This is a genomic window from Streptomyces sp. R44 (genome assembly GCF_041053105.1).
Lineage (GTDB): Bacteria > Actinomycetota > Actinomycetes > Streptomycetales > Streptomycetaceae > Streptomyces.
The window spans coordinates 2,200,633-2,220,505 of sequence record NZ_CP163444.1; the positions used below are offsets into that span (position 1 = coordinate 2,200,633).

General features: G+C 71.4%; 16 protein-coding genes. 5 read left to right on the forward strand and 11 right to left on the reverse strand.

What is annotated here, in order from left to right; genetic code table 11:
* The first annotated feature begins 183 nt into the window (after positions 1–183).
* From tkt to pgl, 5 genes are read left to right on the forward strand one after another with little or no spacing between them, the layout of a single operon-like run.
* Positions 184–2,271: a transketolase gene (gene tkt, locus AB5J54_RS10235; protein WP_369143599.1), complete on the forward strand. Its 2,088-nt coding sequence runs from the start codon at positions 184–186 to the stop codon at positions 2,269–2,271.
* A gap of 37 nt (positions 2,272–2,308) precedes the next feature.
* Entirely contained in the window at positions 2,309–3,427 is a 1,119-nt protein-coding gene (tal, locus tag AB5J54_RS10240) for a transaldolase (RefSeq protein ID WP_369143600.1), read from the forward strand.
* A gap of 5 nt (positions 3,428–3,432) precedes the next feature.
* Positions 3,433–4,965 (forward strand): glucose-6-phosphate dehydrogenase, encoded by a 1,533-nt coding sequence (gene zwf, locus AB5J54_RS10245; protein WP_369143601.1) that lies wholly within the window; start codon positions 3,433–3,435, stop codon positions 4,963–4,965.
* A complete protein-coding gene (opcA, locus tag AB5J54_RS10250) occupies positions 4,962–6,014 on the forward strand; it encodes a glucose-6-phosphate dehydrogenase assembly protein OpcA (RefSeq protein WP_369143602.1) in 1,053 nt (350 codons plus the stop codon). The genes zwf and opcA overlap by 4 nt, the downstream gene beginning before the upstream one ends.
* Complete coding sequence (gene pgl, locus AB5J54_RS10255; RefSeq protein ID WP_369143603.1) at positions 6,011–6,793, forward strand: 6-phosphogluconolactonase; 783 nt, start codon at positions 6,011–6,013, stop codon at positions 6,791–6,793. The genes opcA and pgl overlap by 4 nt, the downstream gene beginning before the upstream one ends.
* 22 nt (positions 6,794–6,815) lie before the next feature.
* On the opposite strand, the gene AB5J54_RS10260 is transcribed toward pgl, so the two are convergent.
* The 11 genes from AB5J54_RS10260 to AB5J54_RS10310 form a co-directional block, all read right to left on the reverse strand.
* The gene (locus AB5J54_RS10260) at positions 6,816–8,414 is read right to left on the reverse strand and encodes a PH domain-containing protein (RefSeq protein ID WP_369143604.1); all 1,599 of its coding nucleotides are present in this window, start codon (positions 8,412–8,414) and stop codon (positions 6,816–6,818) included.
* On the reverse strand, positions 8,411–8,911 hold the full coding sequence (locus AB5J54_RS10265) for a PH domain-containing protein (RefSeq protein ID WP_369143605.1): 501 nt from the start codon (positions 8,909–8,911) through the stop codon (positions 8,411–8,413). Before AB5J54_RS10265 ends, AB5J54_RS10260 begins: the two co-directional genes overlap by 4 nt.
* 4 nt (positions 8,912–8,915) lie before the next feature.
* A complete protein-coding gene (gene pgi / locus AB5J54_RS10270; protein ID WP_369149280.1) occupies positions 8,916–10,568 on the reverse strand; it encodes a glucose-6-phosphate isomerase in 1,653 nt (550 codons plus the stop codon).
* Positions 10,569–10,625: 57 nt separating this feature from the next.
* Positions 10,626–11,843, reverse strand: a complete 1,218-nt coding sequence (locus AB5J54_RS10275) for an MFS transporter (protein WP_369143606.1) — start codon at positions 11,841–11,843, stop codon at positions 10,626–10,628.
* Between the two features lie 77 nt (positions 11,844–11,920).
* Positions 11,921–12,700 (reverse strand): sugar isomerase domain-containing protein, encoded by a 780-nt coding sequence (locus AB5J54_RS10280; protein ID WP_369143607.1) that lies wholly within the window; start codon positions 12,698–12,700, stop codon positions 11,921–11,923.
* A gap of 101 nt (positions 12,701–12,801) precedes the next feature.
* Positions 12,802–13,137, reverse strand: coding sequence for an RNA polymerase-binding protein RbpA (locus AB5J54_RS10285; RefSeq protein ID WP_078908267.1), 336 nt, complete (start codon positions 13,135–13,137; stop codon positions 12,802–12,804).
* Positions 13,138–13,214: 77 nt separating this feature from the next.
* Entirely contained in the window at positions 13,215–13,445 is a 231-nt protein-coding gene (gene secG / locus AB5J54_RS10290) for a preprotein translocase subunit SecG (protein ID WP_086827885.1), read from the reverse strand.
* 97 nt (positions 13,446–13,542) lie between these two features.
* Positions 13,543–14,334, reverse strand: a complete 792-nt coding sequence (gene tpiA / locus AB5J54_RS10295; RefSeq protein WP_369143608.1) for a triose-phosphate isomerase — start codon at positions 14,332–14,334, stop codon at positions 13,543–13,545.
* Between the two features lie 7 nt (positions 14,335–14,341).
* Positions 14,342–15,553: a phosphoglycerate kinase gene (gene pgk, locus AB5J54_RS10300; protein ID WP_369143609.1), complete on the reverse strand. Its 1,212-nt coding sequence runs from the start codon at positions 15,551–15,553 to the stop codon at positions 14,342–14,344.
* A 105-nt stretch (positions 15,554–15,658) separates the two neighbouring features.
* Entirely contained in the window at positions 15,659–16,669 is a 1,011-nt protein-coding gene (gene gap / locus AB5J54_RS10305) for a type I glyceraldehyde-3-phosphate dehydrogenase (RefSeq protein ID WP_369143610.1), read from the reverse strand.
* Positions 16,670–16,886: 217 nt separating this feature from the next.
* Positions 16,887–19,838 carry a M14 family zinc carboxypeptidase gene (locus AB5J54_RS10310; RefSeq protein WP_369143611.1) on the reverse strand — a complete coding sequence of 984 codons (2,952 nt, stop codon included), beginning with the start codon at positions 19,836–19,838 and terminating at the stop codon, positions 16,887–16,889.
* Between the last annotated feature and the right edge of the window lie 35 nt (positions 19,839–19,873).

The following is a 19,873-nucleotide window of genomic DNA, read 5'->3' on the forward strand; positions in this document are numbered from 1 at the left end:
CCCGGCGTGGCTCGGGAGGCGAACTCCCACGACCACCGGCACTCTTGCTGTGTCCTTCTCTTTCTCCGCTCATATGAGGGGCATGGACACGAAAAGAGGGGCGTTCTGCGGGGGTAGGCTCGACAACGCCGGTACACCCTCAGTCACCGGCTTCAGACATGTGGAGAGGAGCCCTGACCCAGGGTGAGCACTAAGCCGACCACCACAGACCTCGAGTGGACCGAGTTGGACCAGCGGGCCGTCGACACCGCCCGCATCCTGGCCGCGGACGCCGTACAGAAGGTCGGCAACGGCCATCCCGGTACGGCGATGAGCCTGGCGCCCGCCGCGTACACCCTCTTCCAGAAGGTGATGCGGCACGATCCGGCCGACCCCGAGTGGGTCGGGCGCGACCGGTTCGTCCTCTCCGCCGGACACTCTTCCCTGACCCTCTACACCCAGCTGTACCTGGGTGGCTTCGGTCTTGAGCTGGACGACCTGAAGGCCTTCCGCACCTGGGGCTCGAAGACCCCCGGCCACCCGGAGTACGGCCACACCGCCGCCGTCGAGACGACCACGGGCCCGCTGGGCCAGGGTGTCGCGAACGCCGTGGGCATGGCGATGGCCGCCCGCTTCGAGCGTGGTCTGTTCGACCCGGAGGCCGCCACCGGCACCTCCCCGTTCGACCACCGCGTCTACGTGATCGCCGGTGACGGCTGCCTGCAGGAGGGCATCTCCGCGGAGGCGTCCTCGCTCGCCGGCCACCAGAAGCTCGGCAACCTGATCCTGCTGTGGGACGACAACCACATCTCGATCGAGGGCGACACCGAGACGGCCGTGTCCGAGGACACGATGAAGCGGTACGAGGCGTACGGCTGGCACGTCCAGCGCGTCGAGCCGCAGGCCAACGGCGACCTGGACCCGGCCGCGCTGTACACGGCGATCAAGGCCGCCGAGGCCGAGACCGAGCGTCCGTCGTTCATCGCGATGCGCTCGATCATCGCCTGGCCCGCCCCGAACGCGCAGAACACCGAGGCCGCCCACGGCTCGGCGCTCGGCGACGAGGAGATCGCGGCCACCAAGCGCCTCCTGGGCTTCGACCCGGAGCAGACCTTCGAGGTCGGCGACGAGGTCATCGCCCACACCCGTGCGCTCGGCGACCGCGGCCGTGAGGCCCGCGCCGCGTGGGAGAAGCAGCTCGCCGAGTGGCGTACGGCCAACCCGGAGCGCGCCGCCGAGTTCGACCGCATCCAGGCGAACGAGCTGCCGGCCGGCTGGGCCGAGAAGCTCCCGGTCTTCGAGCCGGGCAAGGGTGTCGCCACCCGTGCCGCCTCGGGCCAGGTCCTGCAGGCGCTCGGCGCGGTGATCCCGGAGCTGTGGGGCGGCTCGGCCGACCTCGCCGGCTCCAACAACACCACGATCGACAAGACGTCCTCCTTCCTCCCGGAGGGCAACCCGCTGCCGGAGGCCGACAAGTACGGCCGCACGATCCACTTCGGCATCCGCGAGCACTCCATGGCCGCGGAGATGAACGGCATCGCGCTGCACGGCAACACGCGCATCTACGGCGGCACCTTCCTGGTGTTCTCCGACTACATGCGCAACGCGGTGCGGCTCTCCGCGCTGATGCACCTGCCCGTGACGTACGTCTGGACCCACGACTCGATCGGTCTGGGCGAGGACGGCCCGACGCACCAGCCGGTGGAGCACCTGGCCTCGCTGCGCGCGATCCCGGGTCTGAACGTGGTCCGTCCGGCCGACGCCAACGAGACGGCCCTGGCCTGGCGCGAGATCATGCAGCGCCACACCAAGGTCTTCGGCAAGGGCGCCCCGCACGGTCTGGCGCTCACCCGCCAGGGCGTGCCGACGTACGCGCCGAACGAGGACACGGTCAAGGGCGGCTACGTGCTGTTCGAGGCCGAGGGCGGCTCGCCCGAGGTCGTGCTGATCGGCACGGGCTCCGAGGTGCACCTGGCCGTCGAGGCCCGTGAGCAGCTCCAGGCCGCCGGCGTCCCGACCCGTGTGGTCTCGATGCCGTCCGTGGAGTGGTTCGAGGAGCAGGACCAGGCGTACAAGGACTCGGTCCTGCCGCCGTCGGTGAAGGCCCGGGTCGCGGTCGAGGCCGGTATCGGTCTCACCTGGCACAAGTACGTCGGTGACGCCGGCCGGATCGTCTCCCTTGAGCACTTCGGTGCCTCGGCGGACGCGAAGGTCCTCTTCCGCGAGTTCGGTTTCACGCCGGAGGCGATCGTCGCCGCCGCGCGGGAATCCGTGGCCGCCGCCGCGCGCTGACGTCCATACGTACGACTTAATTGGAGATGCAACTCCCATGACAGACGCTCTCAAGCGCCTCTCCGACGAAGGCGTCGCGATCTGGCTGGACGACCTCTCGCGCCAGCGGATCACGTCCGGCAACCTGGCCGAGCTGATCGACCAGAGCCACGTGGTCGGTGTCACCACGAACCCGTCCATCTTCCAGAAGGCCATCTCGGAGGGGCACGGCTACGACCAGCAGCTGGCCGACCTCGCCGCCCGCAAGGTGACCGTCGACGAGGCCATCCGCATGATCACGACGGCGGACGTCCGTGACGCCGCCGACATCCTGCGGCCGGTCTTCGACGCGACGGACGGCCAGGACGGCCGGGTCTCCATCGAGGTCGACCCCCGTCTCGCCCACGAGACGGCCGCGACCATCGCCGAGGCCAAGCAGCTGGCCTGGCTGGTGGACCGCCCCAACACCCTGATCAAGATCCCGGCCACCAAGGCGGGTCTGCCGGCGATCACCGAGGTCATCGGCCTCGGCATCAGCGTCAACGTCACGCTGATCTTCTCGCTGGAGCGCTACCGCGCGGTCATGGACGCCTACCTGGCGGGTCTGGAGAAGGCCCGCGAGCGCGGCCTCGACCTGTCGAAGATCCACTCGGTGGCGTCCTTCTTCGTGTCCCGCGTGGACTCGGAGATCGACAAGCGCCTGACCGCCCTCGGCACCGACGAGGCCAAGGCGCTCAAGGGCAAGGCCGCCCTGGCCAACGCCCGTCTGGCCTACGAGGCGTTCGAGGAGGTCTTCTCCTCGGACCGCTGGGCCGCCCTCGACAAGGCGCAGGCCAACAAGCAGCGACCGCTGTGGGCCTCGACCGGCGTCAAGGACCCGGCGTACAAGGACACCCTGTACGTCGTGGACCTGGTCGCCCCCGGCACGGTGAACACCATGCCGGAGGCCACCCTGGAGGCCACCGCCGACCACGGCGAGGTCACCGGCGACACCATCCGCGGCACCTACGCGCAGTCGCGGGCCGAGCTGGAGGCCGTCGAGAAGCTGGGCATCAGCTACGACGACGTCGTCCAGCTCCTGGAGGACGAGGGCGTCGACAAGTTCGAGGCGTCCTGGAACGACCTGCTCAAGTCCACCGAGGCGGAGCTTCAGCGCCTCGCACCTTCGGAGGCGTAAGCACTTTGAGCGCAGTCCACGGAGCCAACCCGCTCCGTGACGCCGCAGACCGACGGCTCCCGCGCATCGCGGGGCCGTCGGGCCTGGTGATCTTCGGCGTCACGGGCGATTTGTCCCGTAAGAAGCTGATGCCCGCCGTCTACGACCTGGCCAACCGCGGCCTGCTGCCGCCGGGCTTCTCGCTCGTCGGCTTCGCCCGCCGCGAGTGGGCGGACGAGGACTTCGCGCAGGAGGTCTACGAGGCCGTCAAGCAGCACGCGCGCACCCCCTTCCGCGAGGAGGTGTGGCAGCAGCTCATCCAGGGCATGCGGTTCGTCCAGGGCGACTTCGACGACGACACGGCCTTCGAGCAGCTCAAGTCGACCATCGAGGAGCTCGACAAGGCGCAGGGCACGGGCGGCAACTTCGCCTTCTACCTGTCCGTGCCGCCGAAGTTCTTCCCGCTGGTCGTCCAGCAGCTCAAGAAGCACGGCCTCGCCGACCAGAAGGACGGCTCCTGGCGCCGCGCGGTCATCGAGAAGCCCTTCGGGCACGACCTGGTCTCCGCGAAGGAGCTCAACGAGGTCGTCCACGAGGTCTTCCCGCCGGACGCCGTCTTCCGGATCGACCACTACCTCGGCAAGGAGACCGTCCAGAACATCCTGGCGCTCCGCTTCGCCAACACCCTCTTCGAGCCGATCTGGAACCGGTCGTACGTCGACCACGTGCAGATCACCATGGCCGAGGACATCGGCATCGGCGGCCGCGCCGGCTACTACGACGGCATCGGCGCCGCCCGTGACGTCATCCAGAACCACCTGCTCCAGCTGCTCGCGCTGACCGCGATGGAGGAGCCCGCCTCCTTCGACGCCGACGCGCTGGCCGCCGAGAAGACCAAGGTCCTCGGCGCGGTGAAGCTGCCCAAGGACCTGGGCAAGTCCACGGTCCGCGGCCAGTACGCGGCCGGGTGGCAGGGCGGCGCCAAGGCCGTCGGCTACCTCCAGGAAGACGGCATCGACCCCCAGTCGAAGACCGACACCTACGCGGCCATCAAGCTGGAGATCGACAACCGCCGCTGGGCGGGCGTCCCGTTCTACCTGCGGACCGGCAAGCGCCTGGGCCGCCGCGTCACCGAGATCGCGGTCGTCTTCCAGCGCGCCCCGCACTCCCCCTTCGACCACACCGCGACCGAGGAGCTCGGCCGCAACGCCATCGTCATCCGGGTCCAGCCGGACGAGGGCGTGACGGTGCGGTTCGGCTCCAAGGTGCCCGGCACCCAGATGGAGATCCGGGACGTGTCCATGGACTTCGCGTACGGCGAGTCCTTCACGGAGTCCAGCCCCGAGGCGTACGAGCGGCTCATCCTCGACGTCCTGCTCGGCGACTCCAACCTCTTCCCGCGGGTCGAGGAGGTCGAGCTGTCCTGGAAGATCCTCGACCCGATCGAGCAGTTCTGGGACACGCACGGCAAGCCCGCGCAGTACCAGTCCGGGACCTGGGGTCCGGTCGAGGCGGACGAGATGCTCGCACGAGACGGCAGGAGCTGGCGCCGGCCATGAAGACCGACCTGACGGACACCACGTCCTCCAAGATCAACAAGGCGCTGGTGCTCGGGCGGCGGGCGATCGGCACGCCGGCCGTCGGCATGGTGCTCACCCTCGTGATCGTCACCGACGAGGAGAACGCCTACGACGCGCTGAAGGCGGCCAACGAGGCGTCCCGCGAGCACCCCTCGCGGACCCTCGTCGTCATCAAGAGGGTCTCGCGCTCCCCGCGGGACCGTGCCAAGGCGCGGCTCGACGCCGAGGTCCGCCTCGGCGCCGACGCCAGCACCGGCGAGACGGTGGTGCTCCGGCTGTACGGCGAGGTCGTCGACCACGCCCAGTCGGTGGTGCTGCCGCTGCTCCTCCCGGACGCCCCCGTCGTCGTCTGGTGGCCGGTGAACGCGCCGTCCGACCCGGCGAACGACCCGCTGGGCGCGCTCGCCCAGCGCCGGGTGACCGACACGTACGCCGCCGAGCAGCCCATCCAGGAGCTGACCGCGCGCGCGGACGCGTACACCCCGGGCGACACGGACCTCTCGTGGACCCGGATCACCCCGTGGCGTTCGATGCTGGCCGCCGCGCTCGACCAGGTCGTGTGCGAGGTCACCTCGGCCGAGGTGGAGGGCGAGGAGTTCAACCCGAGCGTCGAGCTGCTCGCCATGTGGCTGGCCGACCGGCTGAAGGTGCCGGTGCGGCGCTCGAAGTCGGCGGGCCCCGGTCTCACCTCCGTACGGATGGAGACCAACGCCGGCCCGATCGTCCTCGACCGGCCGGACGGCTCGCTCGCGACGCTCTCCATAGAGGGCCAGCCGGACCGCGCCGTGGCGCTCAAGCGCCGCGAGACGGCCGAGCTGATCGCGGAGGAGCTGCGCCGGCTCGACCCGGACGACACCTACGCGACGGCGCTCAGGTTCGGTGTGGAGCGGCTGGACGAGGAGGCGGCGACGACCGCCCCCGAGCCGGTCGCGGAGGCGGTGACGGAGGCGGAGGCGGTCGTGGAGACGGCCCCCGCCGCCAAGCCCGCCGCGAAGAAGACCCCGGCCAAGAAGGCGGCGGCCAAGTGAGCGCCCCCCAGCTGGTCGTCCACCGCGACAAGGAGCTGATGGCCGAGGCCGCCGCGGCCCGGCTCATCACCCGGATCGTGGACGCCCAGGCCGCCCGCGGCTCCGCCTCGGTCGTGCTGACCGGCGGCCGGAACGGCAACGGCCTGCTCGCGGCGCTCGGCGCGGCGCCCGCGCGGGACGCGGTCGACTGGTCGCGGCTCGACCTGTGGTGGGGCGACGAGCGGTACCTGCCCGAGGGCGACCCCGAGCGGAACGTCACCCAGGCCCGTGCCGCGCTGCTCGACCGGGTGCCGCTGGACCCGGCGCGGGTGCACGCCATGCCCGCCTCGGACGGTCCGTACGGCAGCGACGTCGACGCCGCCGCGGCCGCGTACGCGGAGGAGCTGGCCGCCGCCGCGGGTCCCGGTGACCACGGCGGGGTGCCGACCTTCGACGTGCTGATGCTGGGCGTCGGCCCTGACACCCATGTGGCCTCGCTCTTCCCGGAGCTGCCGGCGGTCCGCGAGACCGAGCGGACGGTGGTCGGGGTGCACGGCGCGCCGAAGCCGCCGCCGGTCCGCGTCTCGCTGACGCTTCCGGCGATCCGGGCGGCCAAGGAGGTCTGGCTGCTCGCGGCCGGTGAGGACAAGGCGAAGGCCGCGGCGATCGCGCTGTCGGGCGCGCGCGAGGTGCAGGCCCCGGCGGCCGGTGCCTACGGCCGCTCGCGGACGCTGTGGCTGCTCGACGCGGCGGCCGCGTCGGAGCTGCCGCGGAGCCTGTACCCGCCGGCCTCGGCCTGACGCACCTGTACGGAGGCCCGGTTCACCTGTCGGTGGGCCGGGCCTCCGGCATGTGTGCGGGCTCCGTCTGTACGGGCTCCGCTCGTGCGGGCTCCGTTCCTGCGGGCTCCGTTCCTGCGGGCTCCATTCCTGCGGGCTCCAGGAAGGGCGCGAGGAGTTCCGGTACGGCTCCGGCGGCGAAGGTCAGGCCCTGGCTCTCGCCCGCGTCGAGGATGTCGTAGGCCCCCTCGCCCGCCGCCGTCGTGGCGGTGAGGGTCAGCAGGCCGGCGCGGCGCTGGAAGTACGACTGCTTGACGGTCCAGCCGATGACGCCGGAGCGCTGGAGGGCGACCGTCGTCCGCCGCACGGTGCCCGAACGGGTCACCAGATAGGCGCCGCTGACGCCGTGTCCGAGGGCGCGGTACGCGTCGAGGGCGAGCGGCACCGCGAGCGGGGTGAGGACGAGGGCGCAGCCGGCCGCCACGTACAACAGCACCGGGGTGAGCAGCAGGCCGAGGACGGCGAGGACCGCGGCGGGTCCGAGGGCGGTCCACAGGGCCCAGCGCAGCCGCCGGGCACGGGCGGCCCGGGGGTGGCCGGCGAGGGCTGCCCCGGTGGGCGGCTCCTGCTCGCGCAGGACCTGGGCGGCGACCCGCTCGGCACGCTCCCGGGGGACGGCGGGCAGCAGGTTCTTCAGGTCGGCGTGCTTGTCGTCGTCGTCCTGGGCGAGGCCGGTGGCGACGGCGTCGACGCGGGCGGCCCCGAACAGCCGCGCACCGAGGGGCTCGACGAGCTCGATCCCGCGCAGCCGGCGTTCCTCCAGGCTGACCGAGCGGGCGGTGAACAGGCCGCGGCGGACGCGGAGGGTGCCGCCGGGCTCGCGCTCCAGGCGGTAGTTCCACCACATCTCGATCCAGAGTCCGAGGGCGCCGACGGCCCCGACGGCGGTGGCGAGCAGCACCAGGTCGACGACGACCCAGGTCAGGGACGTGTCCTGGAAGCGGTCCCCTATCCAGTCGATGACCTCGCCCTGGGCGCCGAACCACTCGCTGACCTGCATGACGGCGCCCGCCGCGGCGCCGCCGAGGGCGGGGGCGAGGAAGGAGACGGGGGCGTAGCGGATCCAGCGCGGGTCGAGGGTGGCGAGGGTGCGGTCGTCCCCGGTTTCCTCGGGGGCGGCGGTGCGGGCGAGGAGCTCGTGGCGGAGCCGCTCGCCCTCGGCGCGGGTGACCAGGTCGAGTTCGAGGGTGGACTCGCCGCCGGTGTGCTCGCCGGTGCCGATCCGGACCTTGACGAGGCCGAGGACGCGCTGGAGGGGGTTGGCGGTGAGGTCGACGCTGCGGATCCGCTCTCGGGCGAGGGAGCGGCGCTTCAGCAGCAGGAGCCCGGTGTGGAGGTCGACCCGCTCGGGGCCGACGCGGTAGCGGGTGCGGCGCAGCCGGATCCAGTCGGCGGCGGTGCCGGCGAGGACGAGCAGGGCGGCGCCGGCGAGGACCCAGGCGACGGCCTGCCAAAGCGGCCTGCCGCCCGAGAGGCCCGCCACGGCCGGGAGGGCCGCGCCGCCGGCCACCCCGCAGAGGACGGCGGCGCCGGCGAGCAGGGTCCGCGGGTCGAGCCGCCGCCACTGCTCCTCCTCGCTCATGTGGCGTCCCCGGGGGTGGCCCGGGTGAGGAGGGTGAGCCGCTCGGCGAGTGCGGCGGCGAGCTCGTGGTCGAGTCCCTCGATGCGGATCGCCCCCTTGGAGGAGGCGGTGGTGACGGTGACGGTGGCGAGCCGGAGCGCCTGCTCCAGCGGGCCGCGTACGGTGTCGACCGTCTGGATCCGGGACATCGGGGCGATCCGCCACTCCTGCCAGAGGGCGCCGGTGCGCACGTAGACGGCCTCGTCGGTGACCTCCCAGCGGTGCACCCGGAACCACCAGGCGGGGAAGAACGCGGTGCAGGCGAGGCCCAGGGCCGCCACGGCCCCGGCCGCGAGCAGCAGCCAGAACCGGGCGGACCCGATCAGCGCGCCGAGCACGGCCAGGACCACCACCGGGACGGCGGTGGTCACGAGCAGCTGGACCCGCCACCAGGTGACGGCCCGTGTGTCGACGGCGTTCCTGGGCGGCCGCAGCCGCACCGCGTTCTCCCCCGTCATCCGGTTACCGTCCGCGCAGCGAGCGGTAGACCGAGACGAGTCCGGCGGTGGAGCTGTCGAGTTGCCCGGCTCCCTCGCCCTCCGTCAGGACCGGTTCGATCTTCTTGGCGAGGACCTTGCCGAGTTCGACGCCCCACTGGTCGAAGGAGTCGATGTTCCAGATGGCGCCCTGGACGAAGACCTTGTGCTCGTAGAGCGCGATCAGCTGGCCGAGGACGGACGGGGTGAGCGCCTCGGCGAGGATCGTGGTGGTCGGGTGGTTGCCCTGGAAGGTCTTGTGCGGGACGAGTTCCTCGGCGACGCCCTCGGCCCGTACCTCCTCGGGCGTCTTGCCGAAGGCGAGCGCCTGGGTCTGGGCGAAGAAGTTGGCCATGAGCAGGTCGTGCTGGGCGACGAGCCCGGGCGGCAGGTCGTCGACGGGCCGGGCGAAGCCGATGAAGTCGGCCGGGATGACCTTGGTGCCCTGGTGGATCAACTGGTAGTAGGCGTGCTGCCCGTTGGTGCCAGGGGTGCCCCAGACGACGGGGCCGGTCTGCCAGTCGACGCGGTTGCCCTCGCGGTCCACCGACTTGCCGTTGGACTCCATGTCGAGCTGCTGGAGGTAGGCGGTGAACTTGGACAGGTAGTGCGAGTACGGCAGGACGGCGTGCGACTGGGCGTCGAAGAAGGCGCCGTACCAGACGCCGAGGAGGCCGAGGAGCAGCGGCGCGTTCTCCTCGGGCGGGGCGGTGCGGAAGTGCTCGTCGACGAGGTGGAAGCCGTCGAGCATCTCGCGGAAGCGCTCCGGGCCGATGGCGATCATCAGGGAGAGGCCGATGGCGGAGTCGTAGGAGTAGCGGCCGCCGACCCAGTCCCAGAACTCGAACATGTTCGTGGTGTCGATGCCGAACTCCTCGACCTTCTCGGCGTTGGTCGAGAGGGCCACGAAGTGCTGGGCGACGGCCTCCTGACCGGCCTTCAGCCCGGCGAGGAGCCAGCTGCGGGCCGAGGTGGCGTTGGTGATCGTCTCGATGGTGGTGAAGGTCTTCGAGGCGACGACGAAGAGGGTCTCGGCGGGGTCGAGGTCGCGGACGGCCTCGTGGAGGTCGGCGCCGTCGACGTTGGAGACGAAACGGAACGTCAGGTCCCGCCGGGTGTAGGAGCGCAGGACCTCGTAGGCCATGGCGGGGCCGAGGTCGGAGCCGCCGATGCCGATGTTCACGATGTTCTTGACGGGCTTGCCGGTGTGGCCGGTCCACTCGCCCGCGCGGACCTTGTCGGCGAAGGCGGCCATCTTGTCGAGGACGGCGTGGACGCCGGGGACGACGTTCTCCCCGTCGACCTCGACGACGGCCCCGCGGGGGGCGCGCAGCGCGGTGTGGAGGACGGCGCGGTCCTCGGTGGTGTTGATCTTCTCGCCGCGGAACATGGCGTCGCGGAGCTCGGCGACGCCGGTGACGGCGGCGAGTTCACGCAGCAGGGTCAGCGTCTCGTCGGTGACGAGGTGCTTGGAGTAGTCCAGGTGGAGGTCACCGACGCGCAGGGTGTTGCGGGTGCCCCGCTCCGGGTCGGCGGCGAACAGTTCGCGCAGATGGGTCTCGCCCAGCTGCTCACGGTGCTTGCCGAGGGCCGCCCACTCGGGCAGCCGGTTGAGCCTGATACGGCCTTCGCTGGTCATCTCGGACATCGCCCATTCCTTCTCAATACTGCTTGTCTGCCCCGCTGCACCCCCAACCTAATTGATCAGGGGGCCCAACGACGCGACGGCGAGCGCGAACAACGCCGCCGCGAGGAGGGCCGGTGTGTGCGGTCCGAGACCGGCGGCCGCGGCGCCGCCGAGGAGGGCCCCGAGCGGGGCTCCCGCGACGGCGAGGGTGCGGAAGGCCGCGGCGACGCGGCCGAGCATCCCTTCGGGGGCGCGCTCCTGCATGAGGGTGGTCTGCTGGACGTTCCACACCGTCCCCATCAAGCCGAACACCGCCATGGCCCCGATCGATACCGCGAGGACGGGCACCGCGCCCATCAGGACCAGGCAGCCGGTCTGGACGGCCCCGGCGAGGAACACGGCGCGTATCCGTCCGGTCCGCTCGGCGAGCCGCCGGGCGAGGAAGCCGCCGGCGACGGCACCGAGGGCGTAGGCGGTGATGGTGGCGGCGTATCCGCTGTCCCCCGCGTGGAGGCCGTCGGTGACGAGGACGACGAGGGTGGCGATGAGGGCGCCCATGCCGATGTTGCACAGGGTGGTGGCGGTGCAGAGCCATCGCAGGTGCCGGTCCGCGCGCAGGACGGCGAGTCCTTCGGCCATCTCGGCGCGGAGGGTGGACCCGGCCGGGCGGGGCGGCCGTTCGGGTGCGCCGGTGCGCAGGGAGGCGACGAGGAGGGCGGCCAGGACGTACGTGACGGCGTCGGCCGCGTACGGGACGGCGGGCCCGGCGAGGAGCAGGACGGGCACGGCGGGTCCGGCGAGGAGGCCGCCGGCGAGCTGCTGACCGGTCATCAGACGGGCGTTGGCCGCGGCCAGGGTCTCGGCCGGGACGAGCGCCGGCAGCAGGGCGGTCGCCGCGTTGTCGAAGAGGGTCTGCAGGGTGGTCAGGGCGAAGGCGAGGAGGAGCAGCAGGGCGATGCCGGCGTGCCCGAGGGCCACGGCCGCGGCGAAGGCGGCCACGAGTCCGCCGCGGACGAGGTCGACGGCCCACATGGCCCGGCGCTGGTCGACGCGGTCGGCGACGGCCCCGCCGAGGAGCCCGAAGAGCAGCCAGGGCAGGAAGCCGCAGGCGGTGACGGAGGCGATGAGGAACGGGTCGTCGGTGAGCACGGCGGCGAGCAGGGGCAGTGCGGCGGTCCGCAGCGAGTCGCCGAACCGGGAGACGACCGCGGCCGTCCACAGGCGTCCGAAGCCGCCCCGCCAGGCGGGCGCCGCCCTGGTGCCGCCCACTGCCTCCGTCGCCGCCACAACGCCCCCTCGGTCCGGTGCTCCCCTGTGCGACCGACCGTAGAGGACGCCACTGACAGTGGCCGTTCCGGCCGGTCTCAGTGGCCGCCGCGGTGCAGCCTGCCCTCGTAGCGGGCTTCGAGGAGGAGGTTGCGCTCGTGGCCGCCGGGGGTGTTGGCGGAGACGTACACGGGAGGTTCGTGTCCCTCGGCGAGGAGGAGGGCGAGGGTCTCCGCGACGGTCATCTGGACGAGGAGCGCGGAGGTGAGGGTGGAGATCCCGCAGGCGGCGCCGCCGCCGGGGAGCGGGAGGACGGCGTCGCCGGTGGGGGCGCAGTTGTCGAGGACCACGTCGGCGAGGTCGGCGAGCCGCCTGCCGCTCGCGTGGAGGGCGGGGACGGCGCGGGCGTGTGCGAGCGAGGTGAGGGCGAGGAGCCGGTGTCCGGCGCCGGTCACTTTCACCGCCAGGTCGACGACCGCGTTGTTGACGCCGGAGCTGGAGATGATCACGAACAGGTCCTGCGGGCGGGGGTCGGCGAGGGCGTACAGCCGTTCGGCGAGTCCTGGGGTGCGTTCGAGGAGCGGGTCGGCGAGGACGGCGGGGTCCTCTCCGCCGCGCAGCACGAGGTCGGCGAGCGAGAGGCGGTTGGTGGGGACCAGGCCGCCGGCGCGGCCGGCGATCTCCAGGGCGGCGGCCTGGGAGTGGCCGGTCCCGAAGGCGTGGATGACGCCGTCGGCGGCCACGCAGTCGGCGAGGAGCCGGGCCGCGCGCGGGACGGCGTCCGCGTTGGCGGCGACGGCGCGCTCGACGGCGTCCCGGGCCCGGTCGGCGAACGGCGCGGCGCCGAGCTCGTCGGGCCGGGGCAGGGCGGCGGACATGGCGGAGGCCTCCACTGGTTCGGTCGCTGACACACGAACGGGCCTTGCCCGCGAACCGAGTTCGCGGGCAAGGCCCGTTCGTCACACCGTCACACCACGCTTCAGATCTCGCCGCGCAGTTTGGCCAGCGCCTCGGCGAGGATCGCCTCGCCGTCCGCGTCGCTGCGCCGCTCACGCACATAGGCGAGGTGGGTCTTGTACGGCTCCGTGCGCGGCGGGTCCGGCGGGTTGTCCCGGTCCTGGCCCGCCGGGAAGCCGCAGCGCGGGCAGTCCCAGGTATCCGGGACCGCCGCGTCGCTGGCGAAGCTCGGCTGCGTCTCGTGCCCGTTCGAGCACCAGAAGGAGATGCGGAGGCGCGGTGCCGACTCGCCCCGCTCGGCCTCCCCCATCGGCCCCGCTCCGACCCGGCTTCCCCGGATCGCGTTGCCACTTGCCACGGTCGTAACTCCCTGCGTGATGGTGCTCGAAGATGCCCCAGTCTACGTAAGGCCCAACGCGCGTCCAGTGATTGGAGTTACCGGTCCAACTTCATCAGCAGACCAAGTACCACAATGCAGGAGAACCAGAGCAGACCGACCACGACCGTGATCCGGTCGAGGTTCCGCTCGGCGACCGAGGAGCCGCCGACGGAGGACTGCATGCCGCCTCCGAACATGTCGGAGAGGCCGCCGCCCTTTCCCTTGTGCATCAGCACGAGCAGCATCAGCAGCGCGCTGAAGACGATCAGGGCGATCGAGAACCCCATAACCACGGCTGGACCAACTTCCTCGGACTTATACGGACGGGGGCCGGGCACCTGCCCGACCCCCGCAAGGGTACGACGTAACTCCGCTACCGCATACTCACTGGTCGCGGAAGCGCACGATCTTGACGAACTCGTCGGCGTCCAGCGCCGCGCCGCCCACCAGGGCGCCGTCGACGTCCGGCTGCGCCATGATCGCGGCCACGTTGCCGGCCTTGACCGAGCCGCCGTACTGGATGCGGACCTTGTCGGCCAGCTCCTGCGAGTACAGCTCGGCGAGGCGGCCGCGGATCGCCCCGCAGACCTCCTGGGCGTCCTCGGGCGTGGCGACCTCGCCGGTGCCGATGGCCCACACCGGCTCGTACGCGATCACGATCGTCTCGGCCTGCTCGGCCGGGACGTCCTTCAGGCCGCCGTCGACCTGCGCGAGGGTGTGCTCGACCTGGTTGCCCGCCTTGCGGACGTCCAGGCCCTCACCGACGCAGAGGATCGGGGTCACGCCGTGCTTGAAGGCGGCCTTCACCTTGGCGTTGCAGACCTCGTCGTTCTCGGCGTGGTACTGGCGGCGCTCGGAGTGGCCGACGGCGACGTAGGCGGCCTTCAGCTTGGACAGCATCAGGCCCGAGATCTCGCCGGTGTAGGCACCGGAGTCGTGCGCCGAGATGTCCTGGGCGCCGTACTTGATCTTGAGCTTGTCGCCGTCGACCAGGGTCTGGACGGACCGCAGGTCGGTGAAGGGGACCAGGACCGCGACCTCACAGGCGTCGTAGTCCTTGTCGGTCAGGGCGAAGGCGAGCTTCTGGACGTGGGCGATGGCCTCGAGGTGGTTGAGGTTCATCTTCCAGTTGCCCGCCATCAGCGGGGTGCGGCCAGAAGAAAGGGATGCAGTCATAAAGGGGTCAGTCCTCCAGTGCGACGAGGCCGGGGAGCTTCTTGCCCTCGAGGTATTCGAGGGAGGCGCCGCCGCCGGTCGAGATGTGGCCGAAGGCATTCTCGTCGAAGCCCAGGGTGCGGACGGCCGCGGCGGAGTCGCCACCGCCGACCACCGTGAAGGCCGGGGAGTCGACGAGCGCCTGGGCGACCGCCTTGGTGCCCTCGGCGTAGTCGGGGTGCTCGAAGACGCCCATCGGACCGTTCCAGAAGACGGTGCCGGCGTCGGCGAGCTTCGCGGCGTAGAGCTTACGGGTCTCCGGACCGATGTCCAGGCCCTCCTGGTCGGCCGGGATCGCGTCCGCGGCGACCGTGGTGGGGTTGGCCGGAGCCTTGGTCTTCAGGTCCGGGAATTCGGCCGAGACCAGCACGTCGACGGGGAGCACGAACTCCACGCCGCGCTTCTCGGCCCGCGCCAGGTACTCCAGGACCGCCGGGATCTGGTCCTCCTGGAGCAGCGAGATGCCGACCTCGTGGCCCTTGGCCTTGAGGAAGGTGTACGCCATGCCGCCGCCGATGAGGATGCGGTCGGCCTTCTCCAGGAGGTGGTCGATCACGCCGAGCTTGTCGGAGACCTTGGCGCCGCCGAGGACGACCACGTACGGCCGCTGGACCTCGTCCGTGAGCTTCTTCAGGACGCCGACCTCGGTGGCGATGAGGTAGCCGGCGGCGTGCGGGAGGCGCGCCGGGAGGTCGAAGACCGAGGCGTGCTTGCGGTGCACGGCGCCGAAGCCGTCGCCGACGTACAGGTCGGCGAGGGCCGCGAGCTCGTCCGCGAAGGCGCCGCGCTCGGCGTCGTCCTTCGAGGTCTCGCCGGCGTTGAAACGCAGGTTCTCGATGACGGCCACCTGGCCGTCGGCGAGGCCGGCGACGGCGGCCTTGGCCGAGTCGCCGACGGTGTCGGTCGCGAACGCGACCTCGGCGCCCAGCAGTTCACCGAGGCGCGTGGCGGCCGGGGCGAGCGAGAAGGCCGGGTCCGGGGCACCCTTGGGGCGGCCCAGGTGCGAGGCGACCACGACGCGGGCACCCGCGTCGGCGAGCGCCTTGACCGTGGGGACGACGGCGCGGATGCGGCCGTCGTCGGTGATCTTGGTGCCTTCGAGCGGCACGTTGAGGTCGGCACGCACGAACACGCGCTTGCCTGCGACGCCGGCTTCGAGAAGCTCGTCGATCGTCTTCATCTGTTAACAGACTCCTTGGTACGCGGTGGAGCACACAAACAGGGCTCGCACAGCGCGACGTTGCGCTGCCCGAGCCCTGCTCCCATCGAAAACCCGCCCTGAAGCTTAGAGCTGGCCGCCGACGAAGACGGTGAGGTCGACGAGACGGTTGGAGTAGCCCCACTCGTTGTCGTACCAGCCGAGGATCTTGACCGTGTTGCCTTCCTGGACCATCGTCAGGGAGGCGTCGAAGGTGCAGGACGCCGGGTCGCTGACGATGTCCGAGGAGACGATCGGGTCCTCGGTGTAGAACAGGATGCCCTTGAGGTCGCCGTCCTCGGCGGCCTTCTTGAACGCGGCGTTGACCTCGTCCTTGGTGACCTCGCGGTCGAGGGTGACGACCAGGTCGGTGGCGGAGCCGGTCGGGACCGGGACGCGCATGGCGATGCCGTCGAGCTTGCCCTTGAGCTGCGGGAGGACCAGGGCGGTGGCCTTGGCGGCACCGGTCGTGGTCGGGATGATGTTCTCCGCGGCGGCGCGGGCGCGGCGCAGGTCCTTGTGCGGGAAGTCGAGGATGCGCTGGTCGTTGGTGTACGCGTGGACCGTCGTCATGAGGCCCTTGACGATGCCGAAGTTCTCGTCGAGGACCTTGGCCATCGGTGCGACACAGTTGGTGGTGCAGGACGCGTTGGAGATGACGTCGTGCTGCGCGGCGTCGTACTTGTCCTGGTTGACGCCCATGACGATGGTGATGTCCTCGTCGGTGGCCGGAGCCGAGATGAGGACCTTCTTGGCGCCGCCGGCGAGGTGCTTCGCGGCGTCGGCCTTCTTGGTGAAGATGCCGGTCGACTCGATGACGATGTCGACGCCCAGGTCGCCCCAGGGAATGTCGGCCGGGTCGCGCTCGGACAGCACCTTGATGGTGTGACCGTCGACGGTGATGGTGTCGGCGGTGTGGGTCACCTCGGCCTTGAGGCGGCCCAGGATGGTGTCGTACTTCAGCAGGTGCGCGGTGGTCGCGGTGTCACCCAGGTCGTTGACAGCCACGATCTCGATGTCAGCACCCTGCTCAAGGAGCGCGCGGAAATAGTTCCGGCCGATGCGGCCAAAGCCGTTGATGCCTACGCGGATCGTCACGAACCGATCTCCTCGTTAGGAACGCCGGTGTATCGACGCCGGCGAGATTTTTGTTTTTTGGGATGTCCCCGACCGCTTACGACCCTACCTCCCCGGCTGCCCGCGAGTGACATCCTGCGCAGCCGTGCGAGCCCGGAAAGTGAGGGAAAACGGCCGACGGCCCGTGCCTACCGACGGGTACGGGCCGCCTTGGGACCTTTGTCCCGACTACTCTCCGTCAGCGCCGGAGAGCTCCGAGGGCCCGCCCGAGGAGCCGTGCGCGCTCCGCCGTGCCGGGCACGTGCTCCAGGCCGAAGCCGAGGAGGACGGTGTCGCGGGTGGTGACCGCGGCCTGGGAGTGGAACAGCGCCGCGGAGCGCGTCCAGTCGGAGGCGTTGCCGGGGCTGCCGGCCGGGGCGCCCGGCGCGGACCAGGCGCCGAGGGAGGTCTCGAAGCCCTCCGCCTCGGTGCTGGTCCCGGTGACGAGCCGGGTGTCGTCGACGAAGGCGCCCATCTCTCCCGTACCGGGGTCGGAGATGTACGAGATCGCGAGCTCGACCTTCTTGCCCGCCCAGGCGCTCAGGTCGACGGAGGCCTGCCGCCAGCCGTTGGAGGGGCCGGTGAAGGCGTTCCAGGAGCCGGTGGTGCCGGTGGGCGCGCAGCCGTCCTCGCCGACGGTGAGGTAGTGGGCGAGGAAGGGGTGGCCGCGGACGTAGTAGCCCTCGCCGCAGTCTGCCGGGGGCTGGGCGGAGGTGCCGCCGTTGACGTCGGGCAGGGTCGTCCAGTCGTCCTGGCCGACGGTGTGGGCCTCGACGACGAGGTTGTCGTAGCCGGGCTCGGTGTCGTAGCTGACCTGGAAGTCCAGACGGGGCTTCGATCCGGCGGCGACGCCGCTGAGGTCGACGGTCCTCGCGAGCCGCGCCCAGGTGTCGTCGGCGTGCTTGACGGCCGCGAACGTGGAGCCCTCGGCGGGCTCGAAGGGGGTGCGGATGCCGGGGTAGTCGCCGGCGGAGGCGCTGCTCGCGAACTGCGGGAACTGCTCCGGCTTCAGCGTGTCGGAGGTGACGGTGTACGCGCCCGCGTTGTCCAGCGGGTTGCCGGCGGCGGCGGCGAGCGTCGCGCCGGTGCCCGCGAAGGCGCCCGTGCCGGCGAAGGCGGGCGGGTTCTTGAGGCCCGCGCGGTGGTAGGCGCCGAGGTAGTACTGGGCGAAGTCGTTGGACTCGGCCCGGCCGATCTCGGTGAGCCCGCCGGACTTCTCACCGGCGTTGATCAGCTTGCCGCCCTCGTTGAGGTAGGCGCGGACGGCGAGCTGGGCGGCGCCGGAGGGGCGCTCGGCGCCGGTGTACCAGACGACGGTACGGAAGTGGGAGAGGACGCCGAGGGCGTCCGGGGCGCCCTGGGTGGCGACGTCCCAGACGGCGGCCGCGCGCTTGTTGTCGGCGAGCGCCTTCACATAGTCGGCGGTGTGCTGTGCGGCGGTGGTGCCGCCCTCGTCGGCGAGGACGAGGACGTCGCCGCGGGGACGCTCGGCCACCTTGTACGTGAAGGGGGCGGATGAGGTGGCCCTGCCCTCGCGGGTGCGGGCGGTGAACCAGACCTCGACGGAGTCGCCGGGGCGGGCTCCCTCGACCTCGGCGCGGTACTCGTCGAAGTACAGGTTGTCGTCGCCGCCGAAGGTCTCGCCGCCCTTCCAGGCCTCGACCTCCTCGCTGTGGGTGCGGCCGCCGTTGATCCGGTACTTCAGGGTCTTGGCGCGCAGCGACTTGCGGGCGGTGACGGCGACCTCCTGCTCCGCGCCGCGGGCGTAGGAGGTGGTGAAGGTCTTCGGGGTGAGGTCGGAGGCGTCGATGCCGACCGGGGAGACGGGCCGGTCCGGGTGGGCGGCGGTCTCCGCGACGGCGAGCGCGAAGGGGATGTTCTTGGCGAACTCGGCCTGGATCAGCTTCTCGTCGTCCGGGAAGGTGAAGACGGAGGCGCAGTCGCCCGGGTTCCACGCGTCGTTCGGGTCGACGCGGGAGGCGGTGGCACAGGTCGACATCTCCGGGGTGAACATCTGCATCCCGTTGACGTTGGCGGCGTGTCCGTCCGCCTCGCCGTTGGTGATGTACAGCTCCGAGGAGACCTGCGGCCGGTAGCCGGGCACGGCCGACTTCTGCGGGGTGCCGGCGAGGGCCTTGAGGGCCACGTCGTCGGGGGTGTCGGTGGCGACCTGCCAGCCGACGCCGTACAGCAGGAGCTGGGCGGCCGAGTGGTAGTTGATGCCGTACGCGAAGCCGATGCGCTTCTGGAAGGCGTCGAGGGCCCGCGTCTCGGGCTCCGACATGGGGCCCTTGCCGCGGAAGGTCTCGTCGGCCGGGTCGGGGGACGAACCCTCGTCGTCGTAGCCCCACTTGTAGGCGAAGTTGCGGTTGAGGTCGACGCCGTCGCCGGGGCCGATCCTCCCGTCGCCGTCGTTGTCGTGGAGGTTCTTCCGCCACTGCCGGTTGGCGGGGTCGGCGTGCGTGAAGTCGTAGCCGTCCGGGTTGGCGGAGAGCACGAACCACAGCTCGGTGGAGTCGACGATGCGGGTGATCCGCTCGTCCTTGCCATAGTTAGCGAGGTAATAGTGCATCAGCCGCCGGGTCATCTCGGGGGTGATCCACTCGCGCGCGTGCTGGTTGGACATGTACAGCGTGGCGGGCTTCGAGCCGTCCTTGGTGCGCGGGGCGCCCTTGGTCAGCTTGAGGGCGAGGATGTCCTGCCCCTTGAGGGTCTTGCCGATGGAGACGACCTTGGTGAGCCCGGGGTTGGCCCGCGCGGTGTCCAGGATCTCCTGCTTGAGGCCGCCCTGGCCGCCGTACGGGCGGAAGACGCCGTCCCCGGCCGCGGCGACCCGCTTCTCGGCCTGGGCGGTGAGGCTGTGCTCGGCGATCTCGACGCCCTGGCCGCGCAGCTGCCCGGCCTGCCGTCCGGTGAGGAAGAGCTCGACCGTCGCGGAGCCCTTCGCCGGGACCTGCTCGGTGAGTTCATGGGCGTCGGCACCGGCGTCGAGGAGCAGCGGGACCTGCTCCTGGGTGACCTCGGCGCGCCAGACGGAGAGGGCGTCCCCGCCGTCCCGGTCGTTCGGCTGCGCTCCGGCGACGGGTGCCGCCGCCACTCCGGCGATCAGCAGTGAAGCCGCGGCGAGGATCGATCTCGCTCTGCGTCTCATGTGCCCCCCTTGCTGTTGTCAGTCACGAAGGTGAA

What these genes read in the sequence shown, in the direction of transcription:
- tal (WP_369143600.1), top strand. Translation starts at nt 2,309, where the DNA reads ATGACAGACGCTCTCAAGCGCCTCTCCGACGAAGGCGTCGCGATCTGG.
- opcA (WP_369143602.1), top strand. Translation starts at nt 4,962, where the DNA reads ATGAAGACCGACCTGACGGACACCACGTCCTCCAAGATCAACAAGGCG.
- AB5J54_RS10260 (WP_369143604.1), bottom strand. Translation starts at nt 8,414, where the DNA reads ATGAGCGAGGAGGAGCAGTGGCGGCGGCTCGACCCGCGGACCCTGCTC.
- AB5J54_RS10265 (WP_369143605.1), bottom strand. Translation starts at nt 8,911, where the DNA reads ATGACGGGGGAGAACGCGGTGCGGCTGCGGCCGCCCAGGAACGCCGTC.
- pgi (WP_369149280.1), bottom strand. Translation starts at nt 10,568, where the DNA reads ATGACCAGCGAAGGCCGTATCAGGCTCAACCGGCTGCCCGAGTGGGCG.
- AB5J54_RS10280 (WP_369143607.1), bottom strand. Translation starts at nt 12,700, where the DNA reads ATGTCCGCCGCCCTGCCCCGGCCCGACGAGCTCGGCGCCGCGCCGTTC.
- secG (WP_086827885.1), bottom strand. Translation starts at nt 13,445, where the DNA reads ATGGGGTTCTCGATCGCCCTGATCGTCTTCAGCGCGCTGCTGATGCTG.
- tpiA (WP_369143608.1), bottom strand. Translation starts at nt 14,334, where the DNA reads ATGACTGCATCCCTTTCTTCTGGCCGCACCCCGCTGATGGCGGGCAAC.
- pgk (WP_369143609.1), bottom strand. Translation starts at nt 15,553, where the DNA reads ATGAAGACGATCGACGAGCTTCTCGAAGCCGGCGTCGCAGGCAAGCGC.
- AB5J54_RS10310 (WP_369143611.1), bottom strand. Translation starts at nt 19,838, where the DNA reads ATGAGACGCAGAGCGAGATCGATCCTCGCCGCGGCTTCACTGCTGATC.